The sequence below is a fragment of the Laceyella putida genome (genome assembly GCF_042665195.1).
GTDB classification, from domain to species: Bacteria; Bacillota; Bacilli; order Thermoactinomycetales; family Thermoactinomycetaceae; genus Laceyella; species Laceyella putida.
Window position 1 is genome coordinate 1 of the sequence record NZ_JBHTBW010000006.1, and the last position, 13,277, is coordinate 13,277.

The window sequence follows — 13,277 nt, forward strand, 5'->3', positions numbered from 1 at the left end:
GGCGACTTGGCTCTTACCTCGGTTGGACTTTCACCAACTAGCAATTAACGGCTTGCTGGGCACGCCAAATACAAAGCCCTTGGTTACCCAAGGGCTTCTCTTCTTCCCGCCGCTATCGATTCCGTCGCACCCGCGCCACATACCATCGTGATCCGTGCAATCCCTCCCCCTCTTCCGGTTCGAACAGGGGCGGATCCAGCTCCCTGCGGATGACGGTATAGCTGTCACCGCTCTCTTCCAGTATGCCTTCAATGAAGGGCAGGCCGGGAGCGTAGATGAAGCAGCCTCCCACTTGGAGTGAACGCAGGATCTCCATATATTTTTGCGCATAGGCGGCGTAGTCCCCGTCTTTCCTGATGTGGTGATGCCAGAAGTGGTTGGAGAAGGCCATGTTGGAGATGATCGTGCCCCACTTGTCCGGAACAAAGTGGAAATCGAGCCAGTTGGCCGCATAGATGAAAGGGCGGTCTATCTGTTCCAATCGTTCCAACCCATACGCCTCAATGCCTTGTTCCCTGAGGGCGCGAACCAACATCGCTTGTGCGCCGCAACCGAGATCGAGCACCGGTTCGCGGAGGTCATCCACCTTGATTCGCAACAAATCGAGTTGGAAAGACGCTTCGTATTCGGCACAGGGGACCCGCCGCAACATGAGTTGATGATCGACCAGTTGGAATACCTGCACGCCATTGGTCTCCAGCAACAACCGACTCACCCTTAGCGCATGCTGGTTGAAGAGCTGTTCCAGATCATGGGGGGTGATCTCCCCTTGTTCGTAGAGCTGGGCCAGTTGCGTGAGCAAAGAACGCATCAACCGCTCCAACTGGCGAATGTCCCGTTGGCGAAAGTTGATGTATTGGTTGGTGGTGATAAACGAATCCGCCGAGGATCGGGCAAGGTCGGCGGCGTGATCTTCCAACCGTTCCTCATCGGCGCACAAGGCCTTCAGCTCGGAGCGCATGCGTTCCCGCTCTTCGATCAAAGATTGGATCAGTTCGGGAGACGGGGCCAGGAGAAGGCCTTTGTCGGGAATGAGCGTAAACAAGCCGTGTTGATTCCATATCGATAATAACATGTTTCTACGTTTCCTTTCTCCGTTGACGCATGGGGCCGCTATTCGATTGCCGGTAAATGGCGCCTTATTGGTACAATTATACAGTTGGCGACATCTTGGTTCAATGACTTGAGGCCAAGGGAACAGCCAACACGAAAACTCCGTTACTCCCTCTCATTCACATGCTGTTCCATCAAGCCGGCAATCTCTTTGGCGTCACCCCTTCCCGCTTCCTTGAGGTGCTTGATCGTCTTTTTTTGCCGCTCAACCGGATGGTGCTGGTTCAACTTCCATTTCCCCTGGATGTCGGTGATGGTGATTTTAAAGCCTTTGACCGCCTTCAACTCGGCTTGGTTATGCTTTTGTTTCAGGTCCGTGCTCCAAGGTTGGGGCATCTCCGCCTCATAAAAGCGGATGCTCTCCATCATCATGTTCTCCAATTCCCGCTCATCCTCAATTAAGGCAAAATCGCCATAGACGTGGACAGCGACATAGTTCCACGTGGGCACCGTTTTCTCTTCTTCATACCAAGTGGGCGAGATGTAAGCATGAGGGCCGGGAAACACCACCAACACTTCCCGCCCGATCTCTTTCCAGTGGGGGTTGGCCAAGGCCATATGCCCGTATAGCACCCCAAGTTCCTCCTCATTCTCTTTCAGCAGAAGCGGAAGGTGACTGGCGGTGGCCACCCCGTTCTCCTTGGAAAACACGATGCCAAAGCTGTGCTGATGGATGAATTGGATCAGGGTGTCCCGGTCATCCACCTTAAACGGTTTGGGAATATACATGTTCTCTCTTCCCCCTCTTCTCATGCTGATTGAAAAAACGCGTCCTTTTCGTTTCTGACTTGATGAACAAAATAACGAAAACCATTAATCTGAATATACCTAAGAAAATTTTTAAAATAAACAATTCCATTCGTTTTTAACCATGACAGAGCGGGAAAGAATAAGCGAATGTCAACGAAGGGTGCGGTGATTCCCATAAGCAAGCAACATGTACATCCCAGGGCCATGCGTGTTTGGGCCATCACGGAGGCGCTTATCTTTCTGCTTTTGATTCTCGCCTATGCAGGGGCGCTTCTGCTCTTTGACCTGTTCACAGCCTATCCCCTGCTCTCTTGGGGCGGCTTCATCGCCTTATGACTGGCGGGGGGATTGAGCGCCTTCCTATATCCCCGACCGCGCTGGCGTTATTTGGTCTACGAAGTGACGGAAAAAGAACTCTTTATCGGCAAAGGATTTTTCTTCACCAAAGAAACCTTCATCCCCATGTCGCGTATCCAACATGTCCAATCCAAACAAGGACCGCTCTTGAGAAGCTGTCAACTGTCCAATGTGGAAGTCTTTACCGCAGGCGGCGATTCCTTTGTGATCCCCGCAATCGATCAGGGGGAAGCCGAACGGCTCAGAAAAAAAATCATCGAATGGGTAAGGGTGGAAGAGCATGAATAACCCCCGACGCCTCCATCCCTTGGCCATATTACGCTTATTGGCCAAAGCGCTTCAATGGGCGGTTCCGGCGGCCATTGCGTTGCTTTGGCAAGGTAGCCTCTCTTGGGCAGCGAAAGGCGGTATCATCGTATTGTTTTTGTTGGGCGCAATGGGAGTTGGAACCTTTCAGTGGTTAAGAAAAGTTTATTATGTCGAAGAGAACGAATTTCACCTTAAACAAGGGGGCTGGTTTAAGAAACATGTTTCGATCCCCTTGGAGCAAATTCAGGCGGTGGAGTCGGAACAACCGCTGCTCCATCGCCTGGTTGGACTGTACATGGTCCGCATTGAAACGGCGAGTGGCAAGCAAACGGAAGCCGTATTGGAAATAGTTACGGAAGAGCAAGCTTCGGCTCTGAAAGAAGCGTTAATGGGCGGCGAGAGCGCGGCGGGGAAGCGCACCGCCGCGCAGGACGAGCCACCCTGCTACCGTTTATCCGGCAAATGGCTTCTCTATGCGGGCATGACGTCAGAAAAGATATGGGTCACCCTCTTTTTTCCGATCATCTTTCTCTTGAAATATCTCGATCAAGTGCGGCTCTTCTTTACTGACGAAGAAATCCGGTCGTTTAGCGAGCACTTTCTGCAACTGGAAATGCTCACCTCCTTGCTCTGGTTCATCCCCGTCATCTTACTCGCCGCTTGGGCCATATCCATCGCCTGGATGGGTGTGCTCTACTATCGCTTTCAGATCAAGCGGGAAGGGGATCACATCTATATTGAATATGGATTGCTTCACACAAGAAAATTCACCGTCCCAGTCAAGCGGATTCAATTATTGCGATTGGAAGAGAATTGGGTGCGGCAATGGTTGGGCTGGTACACCCTGCAGATGGAGGTGGCCGGGCTTGAAGAGAAAGAGAACAAAGGGAAAAAACAACTTATCTTCTTTCCTCTCTTGCCCAAACGGAAGCTTCCGGCAACACTCTTGCCGGAATACACGCCCTACCTTACCGTTTCACTCCAGTCGCCCACCAGAAAGACGCTGTCCTATCATGGAATCCTTCTCTTCCTTGGTGCCGTGATTCCAGGAAGCTGGGATTGGCCTGTTTCACCAGCCGCGTTGCTTCCGGCAGCCGTGTGAAAACGGATTTTATCAGCCATGAACAAGTGAGTGAAATCATCAAGTGGACGGATGCCACACGCAACCCTTCTTCCCAACCAGATGAATAACCCAAGCCCTCGATATCATGCCGAGGGCTTCTTTGCATGTGACACCCCCCCGCATATTGACAAATGCCCACTAGCAACCCTTCCGCATCAATCCATTTCTAACACATTTGAATAAATTTCATAAAAACAGTCATATTTTCCGATTAACAAAATATTTTTGGGTGTGACAAATAAATCAATCACGACCTTCGATGCAAACCTTTTCCCACTGCCAAAACGTTGATTTTTCACATGACCTTAAAGAAAGGGTGTTGTTCAATGAAGAAGTATGCAAAAGCGCTTTTGTTAGCGGTCGGTGTCATGGTGTTGATGATGGGGATGGTATTCATCTCCGCAAGCGCGGAGCCGCTCTACGCGGAGCAATCCCAGCCATTGGCCCCGCAAAAGGCAGGAGCGATGAATCAAGCCGAGCAGATGATCGATTTGGCTGATTTGGGGTTAGACGCCGGATTGGATGCGGACGCGGGCGCCGGCGGGGTTATTTTCAATCAATAACGCTTTTAAATAAAGACGCAAGCCCGGTTTTGCACCCCTTGGGGATTCTCCCTCTTTCGCTTGGTGAACCCCCTTTTTCCCAACTGCCAAGAAGCGAGATTTCACATTATTCTTAAGGAGAAATCAGGATGAACCGATGGTGCAAAAAAATGATTTTCTTCTCTTTGCCTGTCCTGTTGAGTTTCGCTTTGATTGTTCATTTCACCCTGATCATCTTGCAAGTCATGCCGTTAAACCCGCTCAGCCTTTCGCTGGGAAATGCGGTCAAATCCTACACAACCCCTTTGTTCAAACAAAACTGGCACCTTTTCGCGCCCAACCCGATTTCCAGCAACCGCCTCATATACATAAAGTTGCGCACGAAAACAAAGCAAGAGTCGGGTTGGATCGATATCACGACCCCTCTCATCCAAGCCAAGTTCACCCATTACATCACACCAATGAACAAAATCTCCCACATTCCCAGCAAGATCTTTTCCCAGATATACCAGTCGAATGAACGATCGGTCAAATTAAAGCTGAAATCCAGGAATCAGGAGAAAAGTCGGGTCCATATGGCCATTGACCAGGTTCAAGACATTAAAGGGGAACGGACAAAAGAACTCATCTATCGGTTTGCCTTTGCCGCCGCCACCAAGATCCTCCCGCCCCAACAGATCGATGCCATCAACATACGGCTGGTGAACGAAAAGGCCGTTCCCTATGCGGAAAGAAACAATCCCCATGCATCAACAGAACGGAAATACCATGAACTGGGTTGGCGACCTTATGCGGCGGTCAAAGCTTGGTAAGGGAGGAAGGAAAATGCCCGGAAAAATGAATCGATCTGGCTGGTTTTATGATTTTTTCTATAAAGAAAGGTTTCTCATCGGGGCCAGTTTGGCGCGGATCGGCTTTGCTTTGGTGATGCTGTACTATTATCTCATCCATTATCATCAGCGTTATTTTTTGTGGACGAAAGAAGGGATGCTAGGCGATCAGCTGTCGGGGTTTAAATGGTCCCTCTATGCCCTTTCAACCTCCACGCTCTATTTTGACATCATCTATCATCTAAGCATCCTCATCGCTCTCTTCACCTTGATCGGCTATAAAACGCGGACCGTCTCAGTCCTGTTTTATGTCACCACCTTCTCGATTCTGAACCTGAACACGTTCATCGCGGACGGCGGTGACGACCTGTTGGCCGATATTTTGTTTTTCTTGATGTTCGCCAATACTTCCGCCCACTTTTCCGTTGATGCGCTGGACAGAAGGCTCCTGCGCCGGCAACCGGAAGGAGCGTGGCTTCCGCCGGTATCGGCTCTATTCCACAACATGAGCATCCTGGCATGCATCATCCAGTTATGCATCCTGTATTTTACGGCGGGATTCTACCAAGTCATGGGGGAGTTGTGGAACAGCGGAGTCGCCGTCTACTATATCGCGCAAGTGGATATGTTTTCAGCCCCGTTTCAGCAAAAGCTCATTCTTCACAACGACGTCCTGATCGTTCTGTTCACTTACGCTTCGATCATCATCAAGCTGGGTTTCCCTTTCATGCTGTTCAACCGGGGCACCAAGATCATTGCCGTCATCGGCATGATCCTGTTGCATCTGGGCATATTGGCGGGAATGGGACTGGTCAGCTTTTCGCTGATCATGATCATCGCGAATCTTCTGGTCATCGGGGATGAAGGGTACGGTAAACTGTTGCGAACCTTCGCCCACCTCCGCCACATAGCAAGCCAAACATGGCGGAATGGTTGGGCCTGGATCAGCCAAAAGCCCCTTATGCAAAGGCTGCGGCACGTTAACAAATGATTTGTCCGGGATCAGGCATCCTCAAGCGGGGTGCTTTTTTTTACGCTCATTTGTGTTAAAAAAAACGTGACTTTCCCTCATTTTTCATTTCAGATCTATCTTAATTTTATATAAAATGGTATATGACATCATACATATTGATGGATAGGAGAGCAACTGACCAGTATCATGTGAAAAATCGCCGCAAAGCGGAACGGTCCATTCCGCCACTTTCGTTGATTCTTGCGCAAATATGCCAATCAACGGGTGGATTCGGTTCATTGACCGGGGGTTGGACCGTCAAGGAGGCATGAGTGATGAAAGAACAATTCGATCAGTTGATGAGGCAGGCCGCTTCCTTACCCTATGGCGCGACCAAAGTCGCCCTCTTGGAACAAGCCGTCCGCTTGGCGGATACGCACCAGGACGTGAAACGGGGTTTTGAGGGACGCTTGGAGTTGACACGCGCGGCCAATTTTTCGGGTAAAACGGAAAAGGCCATTCTCGCGTTTGGCTGGTGTTTGGCCCAGTATGACAAGCAACCGGAGGCCTATGACAGCCGCACGGTCATGTGGATGTACAAATGGATTGTGGGGAGTTTGGATGACTTTCCCGAAATCAGCCGGGAACAAATCGAAGCGATGCTGGAAGATCTGCGCAAACGCTATGCGGAACTGGGCTACAGCCAACGCGTCTACCATAAAATCAAACATGCCATGGCCCGGGACGAAGGAGACCTTGAGGCGGCCGAACGGGAGTATGAGCTTTGGCAAAACGAAGGGCGGGATGAGATCTCGGATTGTCTCGCATGCGAACGGAATGGCCAAGTTTCCTATTATCTGGACGAAAAAAACGAGTTTGCGGAGGCTTATCGCTTGGCGCGGCCGATCTTGGACGGGCAGATGCGTTGCCGATACGTTCCCCACAACACTTATGCCAGCTTCCTGTTGCCTCTCTTGCGCGAAGGGCGGGCGGCGGAGGCGGCCGAATTCCATGAACGGGGCTATCGGCTTATCCATAATGAAAGCGGCCACCTCTGGTCCAAAGCGAAGCACCTGACCTATTTGGCCGTCGTGAACCCGAAGCGCGCCATGGCCCTGTTGGAAAAGCATTTGCCGGAAGCCTTGGACTCTTATGTGCCCGGAGCCAAATTCAGCCTCTTTTTGGCCGCGTCGGTCCTATTCACCCAACTGAGCGAACAGGAAAAACAGCTCCTTCACCTTCCCGCCCACGTGACGGAAGCATGGATCAACGCGGAGTTGCGGGAGTTGGCCCGGCGGTTTGACTCGCGGAATGGCACGGACAGCTTTTCACGGAGAATCGGGAGGAGACATGCCGAAGTGGCGGAGTTGATCAATCACATGAGGCGAAGTTGATGGAATGAAGCTTGGATGCCGACTCTCCACCCGTCCGAGGCATTTTCTCCATGCTTATCCGCTTTCCGCCAACCGCCCTTCGGAGACGACGACTCTCCCTTTCTTGATCACGGCATTCACATGATTCACCCCAAAATGATAAGGCAGATAAGCCAAGTTGGGAGCGTCAAAAATCACCAGATCGGCTTGCTTGCCCACCTCCAGACTGCCGATCGTGTCCGCTCTGCCAATGGCGTGGGCCGCATTGATGGTCATCGCCGTCATCACTTCTTCCGGAGTCATCCCCAAATTCAAGCAACCCAGGGTCATGACCAATTGCAAGGATTCGGTCGGGGAACTGCCCGGATTATAATCCGTGGACAAAGCGACGGGCACCCCCATCTCGATCATCGTTCGGGCGCGGGCATGCGTTTTCAGGCCTAAGTTAAACGAGGTGGCGGGCAGACATACAGCGACCACCCCCGCCCGCCGCATGGCGGAGAGCCCTTCGTCTGTCGCCGCCAACAAGTGTTCCGCCGAGATGCAGCCCAACTCGCCGGCCAACTGCGCCCCGCCCATTGGTTCAATCTCATCGGCGTGGAGTTTGAGGCCGAATCCCCATTCCCGGGCGGCCGTCAAGATGCTGCGGGATTCCTCCACCGAAAAGACGCCATGTTCGCAAAAGACGTCACAGAATTCGGCCAAGCCTTGCCGCTTCACTTCCGGAAGCATTTCACGAATCACCAGTTCCACATACTCCGCCGAACGCCCTCTGTATTCCTCAGGGACGGCATGGGCCCCCATAAATGTGGGCACAAGATCAACCGGATGGCATTGGTCCAGCTTTTTCACCACCCGCAGTTGCTTCAATTCCTCCTCCACGCTCAGCCCATACCCACTTTTGGCCTCCACCGTCGTGGCACCAAAGAGAAGCATCCGATCCAAGCTTTTTTTCGCTTTTGTGAACAGTTCCTGTTCCGTTGCGGCGCGGGTGGCGCGAACGGTGCTTAAGATCCCGCCCCCTTGGGCCAAAATCTCCAGATACGGCACCCCTTTTAATTTCAAGGACAGTTCATGCTCACGGGAACCGCCGTGGACCAAATGGGTGTGGGGATCGATCAAACCGGGGGTGACCAGTCGGCCGTTGGCATCCCATTCCTGTTTCACCGTCATGCCCGCAATCTGGGCGCGGACATCCCCTTCCCGGCCAACGGCGAAGATGTTTCCGTCCCGGATGGCGACCGCCCCCATTGGAATGGCACCCACCTCGGACATGTCACGCCCCGTGCGCGGTTCCGCCTTCCCCCGCATCGTCACCAACAGGCCGATATGATGGATCAGTAAGTCGATGGTCTTGTTTTCCATACGCTTCCTCCTCCGTTGGAACCACCTTAAATCCCCAGCATGGGTACACGGATTCCGCGTTTTTTGGCTGTTTGAATCGCCAGTTCATAGCCGGCATCGGCATGACGAATCACACCCATCCCCGGGTCTGTATTCAGGACGCGGGAAAGACGTTCTTCCGCTTCGTTGGACCCATCGGCCACGACGACCATCCCCGCGTGCAAAGAATACCCCATGCCCACACCGCCACCATGATGCACAGAGACCCAACTCGCGCCGGAAGCCGTGTTGACGAGGGCGTTCAGGATCGCCCAATCGGCCACCGCATCACTCCCATCTTTCATCCCTTCGGTTTCGCGGTTGGGTGAAGCGACTGAACCGCAATCCAAATGGTCGCGACCGATGACGATCGGCGCCGAAATTTCCCCCTTACGCACCAATTCATTGATGGCCAATCCCATTTTGACTCGTTCCCCGTATCCCAACCAGCAAATGCGCGCCGGCAACCCTTGGAAAGCCACTTTTTCCTTGGCCAGTGAAATCCAGCGGCACAGGTGTTCATTGTCATGGACCAGCTTCAACACCAACTCGTCTGTTTTGTAAATATCCTCCGGATCGCCGGACAACGCGGCCCAGCGAAACGGCCCTTTCCCCTCACAGAAAAGGGGGCGGATATAGGCGGGGACAAAGCCCGGGAAGTTGAAGGCGTCTTTCACCCCTTCATCAAAGGCCACCTGGCGGATGTTGTTGCCGTAATCGAAGACGACCGCCCCCCTGTTTTGCAGGTCAAGCATCGCCTGAACATGAACCGCCATGGACTGTTTGGCCCGTTTCACATAAGCGGCGGGGTCATTTTTGCGCAGATCGGCCGCGGCGTCAAGCGAACAGCCGATGGGGACATAGCCGTTCAATGGGTCATGCGCGGAAGTTTGGTCGGTGACAAAATCAGGAACCACGCCACGCCGCACAAAAGCCGGGAATACCTCCGCCGCATTGCCGACCAGTCCGATGGAAAGGGGTTTGCCTTCTTCTTTGGCCCTTTGCGCCAACGTTAGCGCCTCATCCAGATCATGAACCATCACGTCACAATACCGGGTGTCGATCCGACGCTGGATGCGTTCCGGGTCCACATCCACCCCGATCACAACCCCACCATTCATCGTGACGGCCAAAGGTTGCGCACCACCCATCCCCCCGAGTCCCGCCGTTAAGGTGAGGGTCCCTTTGAGCGTCCCGCCCGCATGCTGTCGTGCGGCTTCGGCAAACGTTTCATACGTTCCCTGCAAAATCCCTTGCGTCCCGATGTAAATCCAGCTTCCGGCCGTCATCTGCCCGTACATCATCAGCCCTTTTTTGTCCAGCTCATGGAACGTGTCCCAATTGGCATAAGCGGGAACCAGCACCGAATTGGAGAGAAGGACGCGCGGCGCCAGTGGATGGGTTCTGAAAATGCCCACCGGTTTGCCCGATTGGATCAGCAAGGTTTCATCCGCTTCCAAGTCCGTCAAACATTCGACGATTTTATCAAAACAGTCCCAGTTTCTCGCCGCTTTGCCGATTCCCCCGTATACGACCAGATCTTCAGGGCGCTCGGCCACTTCCGGGTCCAGGTTGTTCATCAACATCCGCAACGCCGCCTCTTGTTGCCATCCTTTGGCGTTCAACTTCGAACCACGGGGCGCGCGAACGGTCCGTGTGTTGGCCATCTGTCATCTCTCCCATCGTTTTTTTGGGTGTGGGGATCAAACAAACTTACTGCCATCAAGTGTGTTGGTTTACCAGAATTAATAAGTCGTTGATGGAGGCGGATTTTGAGTCTGCGTTCCTTCTCTCCGTTTCATATATCCCGCGAGGAAGGTCAAGATCGCATGCAAGGTCATGCGAACGGTGGTCCGGCGGGGATCCTGCACCGGATCGACGCAAACGATATCAAATCCCTGCACTCGGGGATGTTGCCCCAACAAGAACACCGCCTCCAACAACTGCCAAGAGGTCATGCCCGCCGCCACCATCGCGGGCACCCCCGGGGCAAACGCCTGATCCAGGACGTCCATGTCCACGGTGACATAAATGGCATCCGTGCCGTTGCCCGCCACCGCGAGCGCTTGTTCCACCAGCGGTTTTATGCCTTCCCGGGCCACTTGGCCCGCGGTGAACTGCGTGATTCCTTGAGACAAGGCATACTCCCGATAAGGCTTAGAGTTGGCGAAGCTGTGCAGCCCGATTTGGGCGATATGGCGCCCCTCCACTGTTCCCGATTCAATCAGTCCGCGAATCGGAGTTCCGTTGGATGGGCCCCCGTCTTCCAGATTCCTTACATCCATATGGGAATCAAGCTGGACCATGCCCACTTTGCCGGAAAATTTTTTCTTAAAAGCCTTCACCGACGGGCAGGTGATGGAATGGTCCCCACCCGCGATAATGGGAAACAGATGGGGCATCGCTTCGTAAATCTCGGTCAATCCCTGTTCGATATTGCGATGGCAACGCGGCAAATCGGTCACATGCATCTGGACGTCGCCCAAGTCGCGCGCCTTTAATTCCTGCAAATCCACATCATGATCCATGTCATACGTCGTCATGCCGACAAACCATTCCCTAAGTGCGTTGGGGGTCATGGAAGCCCCGGACACACTGATTGACGTTTTGGACAGGGGAACCCCAATAAAGCCGACTTCCACGTCTTCTTGGCCGTCCCATGGGGTTAACCAGTGGGCAACTTTGGTCTCATAACGGTCACGCCAGTTGGTGCGGCGGACAATTTCCGGCGGGTTCAGCCATGTGAATGGTTTCATTCGACTCCCCCTCTTCCTGTTGTGTTATTGAAATGGCGGCTAGGGCAGACACGCCCTAAAATAGCGGACCCGAAACGGCTTCAACGGCTGCCAACCATTCGCCATCCAAGAGCGCCGACGCCACGCTCTCAATCTCCCGGCTGGTTGAACGATCCGCCACGACAGGCGGCACGATCGCACGCACCTTCTCATACAAGGCGCGGGTGGCCGGGGCGAGACCATCGGCGCCCACAAAATCAGCGGCTTCCGCGGCGCAGATCAACTCAATCGCCAACACTTTGGCCACATTGTCAACCACCTGGGCCGCATGCCGGGCGGCGGTGGTCCCCATCGACACATGATCTTCCTGATTGGCGGAAGAGGGAATCGAATCCACACTGGCGGGATGGGCAAGGACTTTGTTTTCCGACACGAGGGAAGCGCTTACATATTGCAAAATCATCAGGCCCGACGCCATTCCGGGTTGACGGCTTAAAAAGGCGGGCAATCCCCCGGACAGGGTCGGATTGACCAATCGCTCGGTGCGGCGCTCGGAGATATTGGCCAATTCGCTCATGCCCATTTTCAAGAAATCCATCGCCAAGGCGATCGGCTGTCCATGGAAGTTTCCGCCGGAGATCACCTTATCCTCGTCCGCAAACAACAAAGGATTGTCTGTGGCCGCATTGATTTCAACCGCGATCTTTTCTTTCACATAGCCGAGCACTTGCCGCGTCGCCCCGTGCACCTGAGGCAGGCAACGCAATGAGTAAGCGTCTTGCACGCGAATCTCGCCTTGGCGGGTGATCAATTCGCTGCCTTTGAGCAAAGCGCGCAAATTGCCGGCCACCCCAACTTGTTCCGGATAAGGACGCGCGCGTTGCACCTCATCCGCAAACGCCTCAGGGATTCCCCGCAAACACTCCAGCGTAAGCGAAGCGATCACATCGGCGATTTTGGCCAACCTCTCCGCTTTCACCACCGCCAAGGTGCCGGTCGAGGTCATCGCCTGTGTGCCATTGATCAAGGCCAGACCTTCCTTCTCTTTGAGAGAAACCGGCTTCAGCCCCGCCTTGGCGAGCGCTTTCGCTCCAGGCAAACGCTTCCCCTGAAAAAACGCTTCCCCCTCCCCCATCAACACCAAAGCCAGGTGCGACAGCGGCGCCAAGTCGCCACTCGCCCCCAACGACCCCTGTTCAGGAATGACCGGGTGCACGCCATGATTGAGGCAATCGACCAACAATTGCAAGGTCTTCAGCCGAATTCCCGAATGTCCTTTGGCCAGCGCATTGGCCCGCAGCATCATCAAGGCCCTTACCGTCGGCTCCGGAAGCGGTTGACCCACCGCGCAAGCATGGCTGCGAATCAAATTGGCCTGCAATTCCACCGCATCTTCCGATGAGATGTGCACATCGCTGAACTTTCCGAAACCGGTGGTCACCCCATAAACCACTTTTCCGGTTCGGACCAGCTCCTCCACCATCCGTCGGCAAGCAACCACCCGCTTGACCGCCTCATCGCCCAAAAAGACGGAAACGTTGTTGAACGCCACCGCCGCCACATCTTCCGGCGTGATGCGGCTCCCATCCAGCACAATCCTCGACATCCGCCTAACCGGCTCTGTTTGTTTCGCAAACATCATTTCCCACCCCTTTCTCCTTTCTTCGCTTTACCAAACTAAAAGGGACTGCGCAGAAGTGACTCACTTCCACACAGTCCCTTTTTTAAAGAGGGTTATATGCGATTGTTTTGTCGGCGTTTGCCTGGCCTTCATCGCAACCACTCGCTTTGGTTTCAGATTATTTCACAG

The 13,277-nt window shown here is 53.6% G+C and carries 13 protein-coding genes; 7 read left to right on the forward strand and 6 right to left on the reverse strand.

Features of this window, described 5'->3' with window-relative positions:
- Positions 1-112: 112 nt before the first annotated feature.
- Together ACFQNG_RS01715 and ACFQNG_RS01720 are read right to left on the reverse strand one after the other, a co-directional pair.
- The gene (locus ACFQNG_RS01715; RefSeq protein ID WP_379863079.1) at positions 113-1,075 is read right to left on the reverse strand and encodes a hypothetical protein; all 963 of its coding nucleotides are present in this window, start codon (positions 1,073-1,075) and stop codon (positions 113-115) included.
- Between the two features lie 143 nt (positions 1,076-1,218).
- Positions 1,219-1,842 carry an FMN-binding negative transcriptional regulator gene (locus tag ACFQNG_RS01720; RefSeq protein WP_379863080.1) on the reverse strand — a complete coding sequence of 208 codons (624 nt, stop codon included), beginning with the start codon at positions 1,840-1,842 and terminating at the stop codon, positions 1,219-1,221.
- 168 nt (positions 1,843-2,010) lie between these two features.
- Here ACFQNG_RS01720 and ACFQNG_RS01725 point away from each other — a divergent pair, with 168 nt between their 5' ends.
- From ACFQNG_RS01725 to ACFQNG_RS01755, 7 genes are all read left to right on the forward strand, one after another.
- Complete coding sequence (locus tag ACFQNG_RS01725) at positions 2,011-2,199, forward strand: hypothetical protein (protein ID WP_379863081.1); 189 nt, start codon at positions 2,011-2,013, stop codon at positions 2,197-2,199.
- Positions 2,200-2,211: 12 nt separating this feature from the next.
- Entirely contained in the window at positions 2,212-2,508 is a 297-nt protein-coding gene (locus tag ACFQNG_RS01730) for a PH domain-containing protein (protein WP_379863082.1), read from the forward strand.
- Complete coding sequence (locus ACFQNG_RS01735; RefSeq protein WP_379863083.1) at positions 2,501-3,631, forward strand: PH domain-containing protein; 1,131 nt, start codon at positions 2,501-2,503, stop codon at positions 3,629-3,631. Before ACFQNG_RS01730 ends, ACFQNG_RS01735 begins: the two co-directional genes overlap by 8 nt.
- 347 nt (positions 3,632-3,978) lie before the next feature.
- A complete protein-coding gene (locus ACFQNG_RS01740) occupies positions 3,979-4,215 on the forward strand; it encodes a hypothetical protein (RefSeq protein WP_379863084.1) in 237 nt (78 codons plus the stop codon).
- A gap of 128 nt (positions 4,216-4,343) precedes the next feature.
- Positions 4,344-5,006, forward strand: a complete 663-nt coding sequence (locus ACFQNG_RS01745; protein WP_379863086.1) for a DUF5819 family protein — start codon at positions 4,344-4,346, stop codon at positions 5,004-5,006.
- Between the two features lie 13 nt (positions 5,007-5,019).
- Positions 5,020-6,015, forward strand: coding sequence for a hypothetical protein (locus tag ACFQNG_RS01750; RefSeq protein WP_379863088.1), 996 nt, complete (start codon positions 5,020-5,022; stop codon positions 6,013-6,015).
- Between the two features lie 296 nt (positions 6,016-6,311).
- On the forward strand, positions 6,312-7,370 hold the full coding sequence (locus tag ACFQNG_RS01755; protein WP_379863089.1) for a hypothetical protein: 1,059 nt from the start codon (positions 6,312-6,314) through the stop codon (positions 7,368-7,370).
- Positions 7,371-7,424: 54 nt separating this feature from the next.
- Here ACFQNG_RS01755 and hutI read toward each other — a convergent pair whose 3' ends face one another.
- From hutI to hutH, 4 genes are all read right to left on the reverse strand, one after another.
- Entirely contained in the window at positions 7,425-8,714 is a 1,290-nt protein-coding gene (gene hutI, locus ACFQNG_RS01760) for an imidazolonepropionase (RefSeq protein WP_379863090.1), read from the reverse strand.
- Positions 8,715-8,740: 26 nt separating this feature from the next.
- Complete coding sequence (hutU, locus tag ACFQNG_RS01765; protein WP_379863091.1) at positions 8,741-10,399, reverse strand: urocanate hydratase; 1,659 nt, start codon at positions 10,397-10,399, stop codon at positions 8,741-8,743.
- Positions 10,400-10,477: 78 nt separating this feature from the next.
- Entirely contained in the window at positions 10,478-11,488 is a 1,011-nt protein-coding gene (locus ACFQNG_RS01770; RefSeq protein ID WP_379863092.1) for an agmatinase family protein, read from the reverse strand.
- 55 nt (positions 11,489-11,543) lie between these two features.
- Entirely contained in the window at positions 11,544-13,106 is a 1,563-nt protein-coding gene (hutH, locus tag ACFQNG_RS01775) for a histidine ammonia-lyase (RefSeq protein ID WP_379863094.1), read from the reverse strand.
- Between the last annotated feature and the right edge of the window lie 171 nt (positions 13,107-13,277).